This is a genomic window from Psychrobacter sp. CX5, from assembly GCF_057621535.2.
In genome coordinates this window covers 3,131,954-3,149,160 of record NZ_CM177735.1, presented here as the reverse complement: position 1 = coordinate 3,149,160, position 17,207 = coordinate 3,131,954, and the positions used below count along the sequence as shown (strand labels likewise).

13 protein-coding genes are annotated in these 17,207 nt (G+C 39.5%); 6 read left to right on the top strand and 7 right to left on the bottom strand.

What is annotated here, in order from left to right; translation table 11 throughout:
* Positions 1-61: 61 nt before the first annotated feature.
* Positions 62-1,066, top strand: a complete 1,005-nt coding sequence (locus AC21OG_RS12075; protein WP_487378311.1) for an IS110 family RNA-guided transposase — start codon at positions 62-64, stop codon at positions 1,064-1,066.
* 248 nt (positions 1,067-1,314) lie between these two features.
* Here AC21OG_RS12075 and AC21OG_RS12070 read toward each other — a convergent pair whose 3' ends face one another.
* Entirely contained in the window at positions 1,315-1,983 is a 669-nt protein-coding gene (locus AC21OG_RS12070) for a hypothetical protein (RefSeq protein WP_487378310.1), read from the bottom strand.
* A gap of 320 nt (positions 1,984-2,303) precedes the next feature.
* Between AC21OG_RS12070 and AC21OG_RS12065 the strand changes: the two genes are divergently transcribed.
* A complete protein-coding gene (locus AC21OG_RS12065; protein WP_487378309.1) occupies positions 2,304-2,906 on the top strand; it encodes a hypothetical protein in 603 nt (200 codons plus the stop codon).
* A gap of 91 nt (positions 2,907-2,997) precedes the next feature.
* Positions 2,998-3,573 carry a hypothetical protein gene (locus AC21OG_RS12060; protein WP_487378308.1) on the top strand — a complete coding sequence of 192 codons (576 nt, stop codon included), beginning with the start codon at positions 2,998-3,000 and terminating at the stop codon, positions 3,571-3,573.
* Between the two features lie 102 nt (positions 3,574-3,675).
* Here AC21OG_RS12060 and AC21OG_RS12055 read toward each other — a convergent pair whose 3' ends face one another.
* Positions 3,676-4,653, bottom strand: coding sequence for a DMT family transporter (locus AC21OG_RS12055; RefSeq protein WP_487378307.1), 978 nt, complete (start codon positions 4,651-4,653; stop codon positions 3,676-3,678).
* Positions 4,654-5,074: 421 nt separating this feature from the next.
* Here AC21OG_RS12055 and AC21OG_RS12050 point away from each other — a divergent pair, with 421 nt between their 5' ends.
* A complete protein-coding gene (locus AC21OG_RS12050; protein ID WP_487378306.1) occupies positions 5,075-6,076 on the top strand; it encodes a GlxA family transcriptional regulator in 1,002 nt (333 codons plus the stop codon).
* Positions 6,077-6,139: 63 nt separating this feature from the next.
* On the opposite strand, the gene AC21OG_RS12045 is transcribed toward AC21OG_RS12050, so the two are convergent.
* Together AC21OG_RS12045 and AC21OG_RS12040 are read right to left on the bottom strand one after the other, a co-directional pair.
* Positions 6,140-6,772 carry an FMN-binding negative transcriptional regulator gene (locus AC21OG_RS12045; RefSeq protein ID WP_487378305.1) on the bottom strand — a complete coding sequence of 211 codons (633 nt, stop codon included), beginning with the start codon at positions 6,770-6,772 and terminating at the stop codon, positions 6,140-6,142.
* A 17-nt stretch (positions 6,773-6,789) separates the two neighbouring features.
* Positions 6,790-8,109: an MFS transporter gene (locus AC21OG_RS12040; protein ID WP_487378304.1), complete on the bottom strand. Its 1,320-nt coding sequence runs from the start codon at positions 8,107-8,109 to the stop codon at positions 6,790-6,792.
* 322 nt (positions 8,110-8,431) lie between these two features.
* Between AC21OG_RS12040 and AC21OG_RS12035 the strand changes: the two genes are divergently transcribed.
* A complete protein-coding gene (locus AC21OG_RS12035; protein WP_487378303.1) occupies positions 8,432-9,622 on the top strand; it encodes an acyl-CoA dehydrogenase in 1,191 nt (396 codons plus the stop codon).
* A gap of 473 nt (positions 9,623-10,095) precedes the next feature.
* The gene (katG, locus tag AC21OG_RS12030) at positions 10,096-12,303 is read left to right on the top strand and encodes a catalase/peroxidase HPI (RefSeq protein WP_486546594.1); all 2,208 of its coding nucleotides are present in this window, start codon (positions 10,096-10,098) and stop codon (positions 12,301-12,303) included.
* 249 nt (positions 12,304-12,552) lie between these two features.
* Here katG and copM read toward each other — a convergent pair whose 3' ends face one another.
* From copM to AC21OG_RS12015, 3 genes are all read right to left on the bottom strand, one after another.
* Positions 12,553-13,371, bottom strand: coding sequence for a CopM family metallochaperone (copM, locus tag AC21OG_RS12025; RefSeq protein WP_487378302.1), 819 nt, complete (start codon positions 13,369-13,371; stop codon positions 12,553-12,555).
* 557 nt (positions 13,372-13,928) lie between these two features.
* Positions 13,929-15,116 (bottom strand): sugar transporter, encoded by a 1,188-nt coding sequence (locus AC21OG_RS12020; protein ID WP_487378301.1) that lies wholly within the window; start codon positions 15,114-15,116, stop codon positions 13,929-13,931.
* 158 nt (positions 15,117-15,274) lie between these two features.
* Complete coding sequence (locus AC21OG_RS12015) at positions 15,275-16,912, bottom strand: BCCT family transporter (protein WP_487378300.1); 1,638 nt, start codon at positions 16,910-16,912, stop codon at positions 15,275-15,277.
* Positions 16,913-17,207: the final 295 nt, after the last annotated feature.

Sequence of the window (17,207 nt, the reverse complement as noted above, 5' to 3'; positions counted from 1 at the left end):
ATCAAAGTGCCTTAGAAATTAAAACTAAGAGACACTGTATTCACAAGGGAAATGCAAAGAAATGACCTATCAAGTATACGTTGGAATTGACATATCCAAAGCTAAATTTGACGCAACATGGCTAAACAGAGAAGGTAAAAAAGTTAAAAACAAAGCCCACAGTAAAACCTTTACTAATGACGAAAAAGGCTTTGCAATCTTTACCAAATGGCTAGCTAAGCAAAGCACAAACAAGAAACCGGATGAGTATCTTATCATCATGGAAGCCACAGGCATATACTATGAGAACCTAGCCTATGATCTACATAGTAAAGGCTACACAGTAGCCGTTATTAATCCGGCATATGCCAAACAATTTGCAGGTGCCATCGGCAGTCATCACAAAACCGACAAACAAGACGCGTACGTACTCGCGCAATACGCCTATACAAGGCACCCTAAAGCATGGGAGCCAGAACCTGAGCACGTCAGAAAGCTCAAGTATCTGCTAGACCGTTTAGACACGCTCAAGGCTGATAAGAAGCGAGAAAGCAACCGTCTAGAAAAAGTTGAATCTAGAAAGAGCTATGACAACGATATCGCCCAATCTATAAAACAAGTGATAGACACTTATAACGAACAAATAGATATCATCCAAGCCAAGATAGATAAACACATAGGTAATCATCCTGACTTAAAGTCAGGCTATGACAACCTAGTTAGCATTCCAAGCATAGGTAAGACAGTCGCACCGAATGTATTGTCGTTACTCCTATCTAAAGACTTTAAGGATGCTTCGCAATGCGCCTCATTTGTTGGATTAACCCCTATACATATACAGTCAGGAATCTTTAAAGGAAGAAGCCGTATTAGTAAAAAAGGGGATGGCAACCTACGATCGAAGTTGTTCATGTGTGCGTTATCTGCAATTAGTTGCAATCCTGATGTTAAGCAACTATACGAGCGACTGCTGAAGAGAGGAAAATGCAAGAAAGTGGCTTTGATTGCAGGTATGAGAAAGTTATTACAGATTTGCTATGGTGTGATAAAGCACCAAAGCAAATACAAACCTCAAGTTACTATTTGATAGTAATTTGAGTTGACATATAAGATGGTATCTTTTTGCTACTATCTGCACGTTTGAGTGAGGCGATGGCTAAGGTTTGGTGAGTCTACTGCTTCGCTAGCCTCACCAAACCAAGCCATCGCAACTCCCTCAACCGTACAGTATATCCGCTTCAATCGAGGCTAAACCGCATTTCAAGACGACTATCTACGACAAAATTGTAAGTTGCTAATTAAGGTACGATTTAATAAAAATGTATATCGCTTTTCTTAAAAATAAGGCTCTCGTAATTTATCAAGTATTTCTATAAAGTCGACTTTGTCAGGGGAGATTAATTCGTTTTTAAAGGATTGCTGTTGCCAACCAATATCTAAGGATGATTTATAACAAATAGTTTTTACATTATTAATATATAGATTATTATCTTCAAAAGTAAATTCAATTCTATCGTCACATTTAATAGACTGTCCTATTTCATACTCTAAATAAAACCCGCTGATCGTCTTATATAACTTTGGTACTGAAGCATATTCTAGACTCAACTGCGTACTAGATGTTTCATTTGATTCAGAATCTTTTATTAGCAAAATAATTTCGTCAAGGATAGGGGAGTCGCAAAATTCTTGTAGCTCTTCAGTCGGTCGAAGTAAGGCTATCGCTTCTTCAATACCATCTTCGGTTAAATCCTGTTTAATTACGGATTCTACTTTTATTTGATTTGATATTAACCAAGGAGATAGAGTCTCATTGAATGACTCTTTATCGATAAAGCAGTCTGATGAAAATTGCTCACCTGAAACAAGTTCTAGCTCTTTGTGATTTAAATCTGCTTGATTGTATAGCAATTTTGATTGAGACAATTCTCTTTTTTGGATGGCAGCTTGGGTACAAGAACATAGTAATATTACAAGACCAAGTAACAGTGTAAATTTCATCATATAACGCTCCAAGACGTTGTTTGATCGATAATATTAGATTTTGTTGGATTAAATGGCTCAAAATCAATCTAACTTGAACCACTATTTACACTAATACTGGCTCTAATAAAGGTAATTTTAAAATTCTAAATTTAGCGCACATCACGTAGTATTTAAAACTTAAAAAATTGATACGAATAGTAAATTATATATAATTAAATTAAAATTAATATAAATTTTAACTTAAAATATGTAGGAAATATAAAATTTTAGGTTTATTCAATTTAATACCATTCAGGAGAGATTTTCTGATACAAATTAAACAGGTAGGTTTCTTTTCATTGTTATCATCCTTATGTCTGGTAGTAGTATTTTTTAATCCAGCCCATGCTACTATTATTAAGACACACACTGAGGACATCAAAGCCTCTAATAAATTAAATTTAACTAAAATCTGTATTTCTAATCAAACAGATGATGATCTAATTGAATATTGCGATAAAGGTTATGTTTTGAAGACCGAAATACTTGACGATGGTACAGTCGAAGAAAGCGTCTTTATGGACGATTATGATGGATATGGATGGTCACATACGACTATAAAAAAGATTAGAAATAATATTTATCTGTTCCGTCTAGGTTGTGGTACTTATTGTGCTGGGAATATTCTCGTAGGCTTAAATGGGAAAGAGCAGGCTTTTGATTATTGGTTTGCTTATGACGCACTTAGTCAGTGTGCCGTAGAATACAACATTGATAAAAAATTATGGGAAGCTCGACCTTTTTTCTCGAATGCCGTTTTTGAATTACAGCAAACCTTTGGTGATATTGAATCGGCTGCCATTCCTAAATATCAACTAGAATTCGTAGGGGAGAGCATGTTTGTTGTAAAATCTAATTTCGAAGATATAGTTGGATACATCTATAATCCTTGTAACCGATAAAGCAAAATGAATATGAGCCATGATTCGTATATTTTTTTATGCCTCTAATTTCTAAAGCTTAAAACTATTAATATATAAAGATAAACTTAAAATGAGCTTTAAATCGATGACCAAAAAAATAAATTCCACAGTTCTGCTATGCTCCTTTGCACTGATTGGTTGTGCTAGTGGCATGCCTAATAATGCTAATATAGCCGTGGAAAACATCGTTATAGATGATAATTTAAATCTTGAATTAGAGTATGATCAAGATCTAATTGAAGCGACAAATACACACTATAGGAATCAGGATTCTAAGTGCGAATTAGATAACAGCTTCACTAAAACGTTTAAAACGTCAGCAGAGACTTGGCGCATTTGCGAACCTGAAAAGGGCGTTAGAATTATAGAGATTGAATCATTTCAGGAGCCAACTCTCTATAATGAAGTTTATTTCGAATACAATGATCAGTTAGTTTATGCAGTAGAATCAGAGCTTTATAAACCTAACGATCTTGAAATCTTACAAGGCTGGGTATGTGAATTTTATATAAAAGATGGCAAATTAAATTTTATTACCTCTTTAGGTCATGGTAAAACAGAATCGGATGAATGGGATCCTAGAGTTATCCTTGATATGTATAACAAGAGAGTAGATGAATTAAATTATATTCAAACATCATCGTAGCCTAGTTTATAGCTGGTTAGCTCTAGCTCAACAAAAATATAACCTACCAGTAATCTAAACCAACTAATAAACGACGAACTAAACAATAAGCTAAATAATTACTCACTGTCTTACCATCAGCATCACCGATGACACCGTGATCAAAATCCCGCCAATCCAGCCCATCGTTGTAATTTTCTCACCAAACAACAGCACAGCAAATAGAGCACCAAACACCGGTTCACTGCCCATCAATAAAGAAGCCCGACTCGGTGATCCAATTTTTACCGCCCAGTTTTGAATAAAAAATGCGAAGATAGTACAAAATACCACTAAGTAGATTGTCGCTATCCAAAATTCTGCTTGAGTGGGAATAAATATCTCATCTCCTTTTATAACGCTGCTCACCACAAACAACACCAAACTACCCATAAACACCACCAATGATTGAACCGCTGTCAGTGTCAAGGATGAGACGGGTTTAATCTCAGCATGCTTTTGGTCAGTAGCACGTTTATTAAGCAGTTTTTTGGTGAGAGTGACCATCAACCCGCGTCCAAGTGCCGCCATTAATATCAATAAATCACCGATTTTCAGACTAAAATCTGATGATCCGTTAGGCGCACCGATGATCAACAAATAGGTACCTAATAAGGAGGTCACTGCACAAATAAAGACAAGATTAGAGGGTCTATTTTTTAAAATCACCCATTCCAAAAAAGGTGTCATAATAAGACACAGGCTGATTAAAAAGGCCGCGTTAGCCGCAGTGGTATAAAATAGACCATAAGTTTCGAATATAAAAATGGTGAATAGGATTAATCCTAATGGCGCACCAATCTTGAAGGTATGTTTAAACTGAGTGCTATCCTGTAGAAAGGATTGCCATAATACAGGGGATAAAATAAGGCAAGTAAGCCCAAACCGAATCGTTAAAAACCCCAATATCGGATAAAACTGCAAGCTAAGTTTTGCCACGCCATAGCTTGAGCCCCACAGTGCCGCTACCAGAATTAAACAAATATCTGATAACCATAAAAGCTTTGTTTTATAGCCGTCATTACTCGATCGATTTATCGTTGCCTTTGCCTTCATGCTCATTGATTCTCTTAGCACATCGTATTATGAATGGGAGTGTTGGATAATACAGTCGTCTGGTTGTTGAAAGTCAGTTTTAAGATTGCGCGCTTTTTATTGAATTTTTAAAATACGATATCGATAGTTAAGCTTTTATCCTTTCACAGGTATCGTATATTAAGTAGCCAATCCAGCCATCCGCTTGTATCTGCTAATCTGTGCGAGGCGGTGATACGGTTTGTCATGTCTCTTGCTACCGCGTAGCCATGCCAAAACCGAATCACCGCACCTCGCCCATCTCAGCAGGATACCGCTGCTGTCTGGGCTAAACCACATCACATGACGACTATTTTATGTGAGTGCTAAAATAGTTTTTAGGAATGCTCTAATAACCAACAAAAATCACTACTAACTATTTAACAGACTTTAATTTGAAGGCCAAAATGTGATAACGAACCATCCTCATCAAAAGCATCGCAAGTTAAATGTGTATTTCCTATTAAATAAGGGGGTGCATATTTTAGATTTGGCAGGTCCGATGCAAGCGTGGCATGAAGCGTCCAAAAGAGGCGCGGCTATCGAACTGCATCTTATTGGATTTGAGACGAGTTTGGTGTCACATCAAGGCTTACAATTCAACGATATTAAACCTCCGCCTCAATCCATTGCCAATAATTCAATTATCATGGTGTGTGCCAGTCACAACCATGATGCCATTTATAGCGATTCATCAAGTCAACGTAGCATGCAATGGTTAAATAAGGTGGTCAACAATCACAATCATCTTATAAACAACACGATTGATGATAAGTCGGACCAGAGTGCAAATAAGTTACTGGTAGTAGGTATTTGTACTGGCAGTATTCTGTTGGCAAAATCAAAGCTACTGGATGGCAGACGTTGCACCACTCATCATAGTTTGCGCGGAGTTATTGAGCAAAAATATCCCAAGGTGCAGTTTGAATGGGATACGATATTTCTAGAAGATGGCAATTATATCACCACAGCTGGAGTAACGGCAGGTTTGGATGTGACATTGCATTTAATAGAGCGTTATTTTAGTTATGAGTTATCGTTAGATATTGCAAGAGACTTAGTGGTGTATCGACGCCGTATGTCGAATGACCCGCAATTATCAATCCATGTTCAATATAGAAATCATGTGCATCCACTAGTGCATGAGTTACAGGATTATTTGCAAACCAATTTTCAATCTAAGATTTCACAGCAGGCGTTAGCGGTACAATGGGGTGTCTCATTAAGACACTTACAGCGTACCTTTAAACAAGCCACAGGAACAACCATCCATCAATATCTAACCTACTATCGTACAGAACATGCCAAAAAAATGCTGACTCAGCATACCAATTTAGAGTATATCGCTCATGCCTCAGGCTTTCCCAATAGTGACTCATTAAGACGGTGTTTAGAGTCTTTGGACGATTAATGGCAGGGTTTTATTATATAGGAAGGTGTCATTTTGTTAGCCTAATTTAATAGATATTCTTGTTTATCCATTATCTCGTATCAAGTCGGCCATCTCACTCGCTTTCTGGCTACCCAGTTGTCTAAGACCCGATATTATACCCGCTTTATCTGCCTCATTTTTATTTTGACTAAGCTTAAACTGTGCCTGTATATCGGTAATATCCAGACGTATGCCAACAATGGCACGGGTCATCGCCTCAATGTAATTAACAGGTGTATCATTCAGTGACCATGGTATCGGTTGGCTGGCTTCAAAGTCTGCGGTCTGTTTCGTGAGAATATCAATGAGTGAATCCGTTTGCGTTAAAATTTCAACCATACCTGTGACATGAACTGCTTGATAATTCCAGGTTGGAAGTGCTTTATGGGTGACTGCTTTGGTAGGATACCAGTTTGGCGTTATGTAATGACCGGCATCTTGAAAAATGACAAGCCAAGGTAATTCGAGGATGGTGATATCATTTAACGGGTTGGTTTTAGTGATATGCCCATACAAACAGCCTAAATGGCTGCCATCATCCTGCCAATACATAGGTATATGACAGGCTTCAATGCCCCATGAAGTATTGGCAATGACAGTCGCCAAAGGATGACGGGTAATAAAAGACGTTATAGTGTTCATGTCTTTTTCTTGAAAGGCTTTCGGAGTAAACATGAAGGTAGCCTGTTTATTTAATCGAATGACATAAGTTTAAATGAGGCAATGGCTGAGAGTAAACACATGACAACTAAGGCATAAAGATAGTATTGATAATTGCCTGCGATATCGAAGCTTACACCGCCAAGCCATACGGATAGAAACACAAAAATTTGGTGTACCAAGAATAGCATGCCAAACATTCTCCCTTTGATAGTAGCGCCATACCATCGCAAACACAACAATGAACTAATAACCACCGTACCCATATAGGTGAGGCCGAACAGAGATAGTAAAATAAGATAAATAATATCGATAAAAAATAGTGTCATTAACCAAAAGGTAAGCGCTCTAATAAAGTATAAAACACCCAGAACGACATAGAGGTTAAAGCGCTTAATGGCCACAAGTACAAATACTGAACCCATTAATTCTGTGATACCGAGCATACTTAAGCTAGTCGCTATGAAGGCTTCGCCTGTGTTAAAAGTCTGAATGACTTTAACCGTATTGAGTAATGCCACAAGGTGTACGTCAATAAAAGCCATTGCCATACCACAGCCACCAAAGGATAAGGCGAGTAGGGCAAAGCGCTGTGTCAGTAATAAGGTTTTAAATGAAAGGGGCTTAAATGACAGGGGCTTAATACTAACCTGTGTGAGTCGTGTCTTGCTGGTATCCATTGATTCAACAGGGTTAGGAGGTTTTGGAAATTGATGGTGTTTTGGGAATTGATGGTAGAGATACAAGCCTATGGGAACGAGGATTATTAAATAAGTGACCGAGAGTATGCCATTGATAGGTTGCCATGCGATATAGCCGTTTAGATACACCCATAGTGGAGACAATATAATAAACCCAATTGCCGTACCATTAGCGAGTAGGGTATACGTTGCATTTTTAGCGTTGTCAGAAAATACACTATCAATTAATACCCCAAACGGTATAAAGGTCATGGCGGTTAACGCATAGGACAATAGCACACTAAAGCACACTATTAATAAAGGAAGTGTGTCAAAGGTATAAACACCATAGAAACCTATGACGGCTACGATAATGCCTGATAATATAGTAGTAGAGGCACCATATTTATCACAAAGCCAGCCTGTTAAAGGGGAAAATATGCCGACAAATAGCCCAAATAAAGCGCCAAGAAGTGAGACTTGGGAGCGACTTAAGTCATAAATATCTGGCAAATCGATGAAGTAGATCTGATAGACACTTTTGATGGCAGAGGCCAGTATGGTGACGATAAGACCAAATAGTACAAATAATAATTTGTTACCTGACGATAAAGGCTCTTTGATGATCACTTTATTTAATAAAGGAATTTTTGATAATAATCGATAAGACATAACGTACCCCAAAAATAAGACTTAGTCTTATGATTGTTGCAAAATCTCTGGCAGATACGGTCATAAATACGACATGATATGCTAAAAAAGCGATCTCAAAGCTGATTTTCCAATTTAATTAATAGGAACGTTAATAGGAACGTTAATAGAAACGTTACTAGGAACATTAAGAGTAAAGCTAGATAGGGAGTTGGTTTTAATGATTAAAGGTTGGGTTTAACGCACACTCATTGCTATCCTCCTCATTGCTATCCTATTCATTATTTGTTCAATTCACACCACTAAAATTCACTCTCAAATTGACACCAACAAGGAATCCGTAATGTCAAACAAAGCCACTCACAGACCTTTTTTTGATTGGTCTGACCCCTTTATGTTAGCCAGCCAATTGACTGATGAAGAAAAAATGGTACGACAAACCACTCATGACTTTTGTCAAGCTGAGTTGATGCCAGGTATTGTACAAGCCAACCGTCATGAGACGTTTGATAGAGATATTATGCGGCAGATGGGTGAGTTAGGGTTATTAGGCGTTACCATTGAGGGGTATGGTTGTGCCGGCTTGTCTCATGTGGCTTATGGGGTCATCGCAAAAGAAATAGAAGCCGTCGATTCGGGTTATCGATCGGCTATGAGTGTTCAGTCAAGTTTGGTCATGCATCCAATTTGGGCGTATGGCACTGAGGCGCAAAAGGATAAATACCTGCCTAAGCTTGCCTCGGGAGAATATGTGGGCTGTTTTGGTTTAACAGAGCCCGATTCAGGATCAGATCCAGGCTCTATGACCACTCGTGCAAAAAAAGTAGACGGTGGCTATAGGCTCAAAGGCAATAAGATGTGGATCACCAATAGTCCGATTGCCGATGTGTTTGTGGTATGGGCAAAAGACGATTTTGATGAGATAAGAGGCTTTGTATTAGAGAAGGGGATGAAAGGGTTATCTGCACCGAAAATCGACGGTAAATTCTCACTGCGGGCGTCGATAACCGGTGAGATTGTCATGGACAATGTTTTTGTACCAGAGCACAATGCATTTCCAGAGATTCGAGGATTAAAAGGTCCCTTTGGCTGTCTTAATAAAGCGCGCTATGGCATATCTTGGGGATCAATGGGCGCAGCGGAGTTTTGCTGGCAAGCTGCCCGTCAATATACGCTAGATCGAAAACAGTTCAATCGGCCTTTAGCGGCCACTCAATTGGTTCAATTAAAGTTAGCAGATATGCAAACTGAAATTGCCCTAGGCTTACAAGCAGCTCTTAGAGTTGGACGTTTAATGGATGACAATATGGCGACGCCAGAAATGATATCGCTGATTAAGCGTAATAATTGTGGTAAGGCGCTGAATATCGCCCGAGTAGCTCGAGATATGCATGGTGGAAATGGCATTAGTGATGAGTATCACGTGATACGACATGCGATGAACTTAGAAGCCGTTAATACCTATGAGGGCACTCACGATATACATGCCCTTATTTTGGGACGTGCGCAAACGGGTATTCAAGCTTTCACCTAAATTTAATGATAATCAAAATAATTATAGGACAATTGTCGATTATATGATATAAAATATTAAAATCAGGATGATGATTTAATTAATCAATCATGGTTTTTTTAAAAATGAAGTTCATTATGAACGATGTCTGGTATATATTGTTTATAAAGGAATAGGCAAGGGAGGAAGCTTGCCTTTTCTTGTAATACCTCATTCATAATCTGAACTTATAGTAACGATTATAAGACGATGATAAAAATAACTTTTTAACCCAAAGTTTAGTGGTAAGTCTCACTGAGGAGTGGGCTTTTTCAACTAAACTGAACATAAAGCATTAAATTGCTCCAAACTATCATAGGAATTTAAAAGTGTCTAATACTGATAATACCCAAAATAACCCAAACACCAACACAACTTACGATCAAGGAAATGGTGAAGGTCCCACAATTCATAGCGAAAATGTGGATCAAAGCCATAATCCTGAACGTCCAAGTATGGGCGTATGCCCAGTGATGCATCAAGCACACACGACCAAAGCGTCTTCAGTAACTGATTGGTGGCCAAACACTCTCAACCTAGATATCTTGCATCAGCATGATCAAAAAACCAATCCAATGGATCCTGACTTTGACTATGCCAAGGCATTCTCAGAGCTTGATTTAGAGGCCGTTAAGCAAGATCTAAAAGATTTTATGACAGACTCACAAGAGTGGTGGCCAGCGGATTGGGGTCATTACGGCGGCTTAATGATTCGTATGGCGTGGCACTCGGCTGGTACTTATCGCCGTGCCGATGGTCGTGGTGGTTCTGGTACTGGTAATCAACGTTTTGCGCCACTTAACAGTTGGCCTGACAATGCCAACTTAGATAAAGCGCGTCGCCTTTTGTGGCCTATTAAGCGTAAATATGGTAACAAGCTATCATGGGCTGATTTATTCATTTTAGCTGGTAACATGGCCTATGAATCTATGGGCTTTAAAACCATAGGTTTCGCTGGCGGTCGTGAAGATATCTGGCACCCAGAAAAAGACATTTATTGGGGTTCAGAGCGTGAATGGTTAGCAGAAACTAAGAACCGCTATGACGACGACAGCAAACGTGAATCACTAGAGAATCCATTGGCTGCGGTACAAATGGGTCTTATCTATGTGAACCCAGAAGGTGTGGATGGTAATCCTGATCCATTAAAAACCGCTGCTGATATTCGTACGACCTTTGGCCGTATGTCTATGAATGACGAAGAAACCGTTGCTTTGACAGCAGGTGGTCACACAGTAGGTAAAACTCACGGTAATGGTGATGCCACATTATTAGAAGATGAGCCAGAAGCTGCGGATGTGAAAGAGCAAGGTCTAGGTTGGCGTAATCCTAAAGGCAAAGGTAATGCGGGCGATACGGTCACCAGTGGTATTGAAGGTGCGTGGACCACTCATCCGACACAATGGGACTATGGCTATTTTGATTTATTATTCAAGTATGATTGGGAGCTTACTAAGAGCCCAGCTGGTGCGTGGCAGTGGGAACCTGTTAACATCGCTGAAGAAGACCGTCCAGTGGATGCCCACGATCCAAGTGTACGCCGTAATCCAATCATGACTGATGCTGATATGGCGATGATCAAAGACCCTGAGTATCGTAAAATCTCTGAGAAATTTCATAATGATCCTGAGTACTTTGATCAAGTATTCGCCAAAGCATGGTTTAAATTGACGCACCGCGATTTGGGTCCTAAGTCTCGCTACTTAGGTGCTGATGTGCCTACTGAAGACTTTATTTGGCAAGATCCTATTCCTGAGGGCAATGCTAACTTAACGAATGATGATATTGCTAAACTAAGCGCTCAAATTCTAAACAGTGGTTTAGACAAACGCGAGCTGATCATTACGGCTTGGGATAGCGCGCGTACTTATCGTCAGTCAGATTATCGTGGTGGTGCTAATGGCGCTCGTATCCGCCTTGCTCCTCAAAAAGACTGGATTGGTAATGAGCCTGAACAGTTACAACGTGTATTAGAGACCTTAACTCGTATTCAGTCTCAATTTGATAAACCAGTTAGCCTAGCTGATTTGATTGTATTAGGCGGTAATGCTGCTATTGAACAGGCGGCCAAAGATGCTGGCGTTGATATCAAAGTACCATTCGTACCAGGCCGTGGTGATGCCACTGATGAGATGACAGACGTTGATTCATTCTCTGACCTTGAGCCTTTACATGATGGCTATCGTAACTGGGTTAAGAAAGAGTATGCCGTATCTCCAGAAGAGATGCTATTAGATCGCACTCAGTTGATGGGCTTAACTGCTCCTGAAATGGTCGTATTAATCGGTGGTATGCGTGTTCTTGATACCAACTATGCGCATAGCCAAAATGGGGTATTCACGGATCGTCCAGGTGTGTTAACCAACGACTTTTTCGTAAACTTGACCGATATGAGCTATACATGGCATCCTGTTAAGTCAGAACACACGTCTGATTCAATCGATAAAGCGGCTCAAGTTTATGAAATTCGTGAGCGCAATACTGGTAATGTGAAGTGGAAAGCCTCTCGTGTTGACTTAGTCTTTGGTTCAAACTCTATCTTACGCTCTTATGCTGAACTCTATGCACAAGACGATAACTTAGAGAAATTCGTCAAAGACTTCGTGAACGCTTGGAACAAAGTGATGATGGCCGATCGTTATGATGTTAACCAAGCTGGTTAATCTATGTAGCTTGCTTTGACATCATTAGACTTTAGAGTCTTAAATTAAAAAGCAGCCACCTAATTAGGTGGCTGCTTTTTCTTTGTTACGAGGTGCAAAAAAAAATATCGTTTAAAATAAAGTCATAGCAAACCTAATCCAAGTGAATCTACGATAATGCTTAAACACTGATAAAAAAACCACTTGATAGACTATCAAGTGGTTTGATTCTGAATAAATAGAATTTAATAACAGGCTAAGGATTATACATTAAGAATGTAATGCTATCCAATTTTGCATTAATTCAATCTCCGACTGCTGAGCATTGATGATATCTTGAGCCAGCTTCCTCATTGCTTTGTCTTTACCATATTCAAGTTGCACTTTTGCCATTGCGACCGCGCCTTCATGATGAGACAACATGCCCATCGCAAAGGCCATATCGGGGTCATCACTATGTATACCTTTCATCATTTCATCGTGCATAGACTGCATACTGTCATGATAGGCCTTTTGCATAGCTGGAGTATAGTCTTGCTCAGCAGTATCTGGATGAGACTCTAGCCAGTCTTGCATTTGCTGAATTTCAGCTTGTTGGGCACTGATAATATCTTCAGCCAACTTACGCATGGCATTATCTTTGCCATACTTAAGCTGTACTTTTGCCATATCTACTGCCCCCTTATGGTGAGGTAACATGCTTTTGGCAAAGGCCACATCGGCATCATTGGCCATCATCCCAGCCATCATGCCATCATGCATTTTATTCATACCAGACATATAGGCATGCTCAAACTCGCTAGCATTGGCATCTGCTGTCATTTGCATATGATGTTCATCAGTATGCTCACTCTGGAAGTGATGTCCATTGTCAGGGGCAGTTTCGGGTGACTTTGCCATATCATTTGCGGTGTTATCTGTTTGATCTACTGTCACAGCCGCTTTCGCATCCTCTGCATTATTTGCCTTAGGTTGGCAAGCCGTTAACATAAGAATTGAGGAGCATAACCCAATCATAATGCTGTTTTTAGCAATGAAAGAGTTGTTAGAATTCGCAAGATTTTTAGTAGCTGATTGACTATTTTGCATGTCACTCTCCTAATATAGGACTGGTAAAAGTTCCCTTGTCAAAAGCCGAACCATACATATACCTATCACTTAGTATTTAAACCATTGATAGTAATTTGGCACGTTTAAACAATTAAGATAAAGGTAATTTGAACATCCAAATGATATTTTAAAATCCAAAACTGCTTTGCTAAGGAGTTTTTGGTTTAAGGGAGTTAATTGGTATTAAGAAAAAGTAGGTTTTTCCATAAAATTATATGATCACAAGTTTTGCTAACCATAAATTTACCTAATAACGTCTACGAGGTCTATAGCAATTTAACAGCGTTTATTCGTCATAATTGTAAAAATGGATCCGTTAAATTTTAGACTTTGAAACAGGCTTAGAGTAAAAAGTCACCTTCTCATTAGTGGGTAGGCGCTCAAAACTTATTTATCATGCTATTCTATAAGGGTCTTAATAAAAAATGCGGCGTCATACAACAGTCAACGAATGTTTAAGCGTTTAGTAGAACTTATGCTAATGGCGTCTATACCAAGCTATAATCTTAATCATGTTTGGTTTATAACAAAGGCGCTTAACGTATAGAAGGGAAGCGATTGATAGTATAAATCATTAGTACAATAGCGATAGTTGAGATAGCCGCCCCAACATAGCCGATACTTGATAAGGATAATCCAGTGACTGCATAGCCACCAATCAATGCACCAGCTCCGATACCTAGGTTAATAATACCTGAGAACATAGACATCAGCATATCTTGAGCATGCTCATCAACCATTAATACTTTGGCTTGCATTGAAATAATAAGGAGCATGAGCGCTGTTCCCCAAAGAAGGGCATTAAGGCTAAATAACCATATTGATGATACCGCATACATTAAGCTCAGCATCGACAATAGCATAATAATAGTTGATGAGATCATTAGTGAGGTGTCATGCTTATCACCTAAACGACTAAAAATAATACTCCCAATAATGCCCGCCCCGCCAAAGAGCAACAAGACAAAGGTCGCTACATTTTCACTAATAGCCCCTATGTCACGCATAAAGGGTTCGATGTAAGAGTAGGCAGTATAGTGTGCGGTAAAGACCAAAAAGATTAAAACATACAAACACACTAACAATGGATTTTTAAGCAGTTCAGGTACTTTGCTAAATGACCCTTTAAACTGACTAGGCAGGGGAGGTAACAGCTTGGCTTGCAGTATAAAGACGAGCAGCGCAATAACGCCAATACCTCCAAACGTGGTTCGCCACCCGTACCATTGTCCTATCATTCGCCCTAACGGCACACCCAAAACCATAGCCAGTGACGTCCCAGTAGCGACAACGCTTAGCGCTAACGCCTTTTTGCCTTCAGGAGCGACTCGAATCGCAATGGCCGCGGTAATTGACCAAAATATAGCATGGGCAAAAGCGATCCCCACTCGGCTAATCAGTAGTACATTAAAGCTCCACGCAACCACTGATAATACGTGACTGATAATAAATAAGGCGAAGATACCGAGTAACAAACGCTTTCGCTCAAGATTTTTAGTCAGTAGCATTAGGGGCAGTGACATGGCGGCCACTATCCACGCATAGAGGGTAAGCATCCATCCTGTCTCAGCGGTAGTAATAGAGAAGTCCTGAGCGATATCGCTTAATAAAGCCACAGGAACAAACTCGGTGGTATTCATCACAAAAGCACTAATACCCATTAAAAATACTCTTATATATTGAGTACGTTGAGTCAGACTATTGGCTTCAAGGTTTTGTTTCATAACATCTTATTAATAGATAACGATAAGTTAGGGTCTGTACTTTATGACTATTTTAAAATAAATAACGCATTCTACTGTCTGATAGACAATAGAATGCGTTTTAAATTGTATGTGTTTAATGTGGTCAGTTTAAGTCATCAGTTTATAAAGCGATAGGGCTAATACTTTTCAAGTTCATCAAGTAGCCATTCGCGCGCTTTATAAATGCGTCTTAATCCTAAGAATAAACTCACACACATCACTAACAGTACAAAGGTGAAGGGCAGACCAGTACTCACTGACCCAGATTGAAGAGAGGTTAGTGCAGCCTCACCACCACCATATAGCAGGGCAATGGCAATTAAACCTTCAGTAACTGCCCAAAAAATACGTTGTCCAACAGGCACTTCAAGTTTACCACCGGCAGTCATGGTATCAATCACCAAAGAGCCCGAATCAGATGAGGTAATAAAAAAGACCAGCACTAATACAATGGCAATTAAAGAAGTAATCGTGGCAAAGGGTAAGTTGCTTAACATCTGGAACAAACTTAAGGAGGCATCAGTAACTCCTCCAGATAGCTCTCCGATCTGATTTTTGTATTGACTAAGACCTGTCTCACCAAATACAGTCATCCATATCAAGGTTACAACTGTTGGTACGACCATCACCGCGGTTAAAAACTCACGAACGGTACGGCCTTTCGAGATACGGGCGATAAACATACCGACAAAAGGTGACCAACTTATCCACCAGGCCCAATAAAAGATGGTCCAGCCATGATAAAAGTCAGTATCCGTACGCCCAATAGGGTTTGATAAAGGCAAAATGTAAGAGGCATAGTTGACACCAGTCTCAAACATTTTTGAGAGTAACTGTAACGGATTGGCAACTAGGAACACAAATAACAACAATATCATCGCCACTAGCATATTGAAGTTAGATAACACTTTGACACCGCCGTCTAAGCCGCGAACGACCGAAATGGTGGCCAGCATAGTGACAACGGCAATAATAATCATCTCTAAGGCATTGCCACCCAAATTGATACCAAATAAATATTCAAGACCAGTAGCCGCTTGCTTGGCGCCTAAACCTAAAGAAGTCGCTAAACCGAAAATAGTCGCCAAGACTGCCACGGTATCGATGATATGACCAGGTAGGCCCCATGTTTTTTCTTTAAATAACGGATAAAAAACGGAACGTATTGTAAGTGGAAAGCGGAAATTAAAGGTGAATAATGCCAAGGATAAACCGACGGTAGCATAAATAGCCCAAGGGTGTAGTCCCCAGTGATACATGGTCGCACCCATCGCCGCTTTGAACGCTTCTGGCGTACCAGCTTCTACCCCCAAAGGCGTCCCAAACCAGCCACTCGCATAGGCCAAAGGCTCAGATACTGACCAAAATAACAAGCCAATACCCATACCAGCGGCGAATAACATGGACAACCAAGACAAGCGTCCGAATTCTGGTTTGGCCCTAATACCGCCGATGCGAATATTCCCATAGGGAGACACAATGAGTGCTAAGCAAAAAAGCACGAATAGATTACTGGCAACGAGCATAAACCAGTCAAATGTATTAACTACCCATGTTTTAGCACCATTGAGCCACGTATTGGCAAGCTCTGGCATTGCCAATGTAAAAATAATAAAACCTAATACTAATAACGCAGAAATACCAAATACAGGGTTATGAATGTCCATACCGAGAACTTCAATATTATTCTCGCCGACCTCATGGTCAGTGGTATAGAGACGCTTACGAAAACGATCAATGAGGGGTTTGGGGATTTTATCAGGATGTATACTCATAATATTGTCCTATGTAAAGTTGATAAAATTCAAGCAAAGCCGTTTTGCTGATATTTACTACCTTTATCAATATTAGAGTAGCTTTAAGTCATAAATTGAGGCTGTATTGAGCCTTAGCGCTCGTTATAACGAAAGCTAATGCTGAGTTTGATAAAGAGGTCTCATCGGTAAATCAGACCGTTTTAAAAATTTTATGAAGCTAGAGTAGTGCTGATTAAGCGAATCAGTAGTATCAAAGCATTAAGTATTACTAATCTTGACTTAGGGGGCTTTAAGCTTGCAAACCTGTATAAGA

What these genes read in the sequence shown, in the direction of transcription:
- AC21OG_RS12075 (WP_487378311.1), top strand. Translation starts at nt 62, where the DNA reads ATGACCTATCAAGTATACGTTGGAATTGACATATCCAAAGCTAAATTT.
- AC21OG_RS12070 (WP_487378310.1), bottom strand. Translation starts at nt 1,983, where the DNA reads ATGATGAAATTTACACTGTTACTTGGTCTTGTAATATTACTATGTTCT.
- AC21OG_RS12060 (WP_487378308.1), top strand. Translation starts at nt 2,998, where the DNA reads ATGAGCTTTAAATCGATGACCAAAAAAATAAATTCCACAGTTCTGCTA.
- AC21OG_RS12055 (WP_487378307.1), bottom strand. Translation starts at nt 4,653, where the DNA reads ATGAGCATGAAGGCAAAGGCAACGATAAATCGATCGAGTAATGACGGC.
- AC21OG_RS12045 (WP_487378305.1), bottom strand. Translation starts at nt 6,772, where the DNA reads ATGTTTACTCCGAAAGCCTTTCAAGAAAAAGACATGAACACTATAACG.
- AC21OG_RS12040 (WP_487378304.1), bottom strand. Translation starts at nt 8,109, where the DNA reads ATGTCTTATCGATTATTATCAAAAATTCCTTTATTAAATAAAGTGATC.
- AC21OG_RS12035 (WP_487378303.1), top strand. Translation starts at nt 8,432, where the DNA reads ATGTCAAACAAAGCCACTCACAGACCTTTTTTTGATTGGTCTGACCCC.
- katG (WP_486546594.1), top strand. Translation starts at nt 10,096, where the DNA reads ATGGGCGTATGCCCAGTGATGCATCAAGCACACACGACCAAAGCGTCT.
- copM (WP_487378302.1), bottom strand. Translation starts at nt 13,371, where the DNA reads ATGCAAAATAGTCAATCAGCTACTAAAAATCTTGCGAATTCTAACAAC.
- AC21OG_RS12020 (WP_487378301.1), bottom strand. Translation starts at nt 15,116, where the DNA reads ATGAAACAAAACCTTGAAGCCAATAGTCTGACTCAACGTACTCAATAT.
- AC21OG_RS12015 (WP_487378300.1), bottom strand. Translation starts at nt 16,912, where the DNA reads ATGAGTATACATCCTGATAAAATCCCCAAACCCCTCATTGATCGTTTT.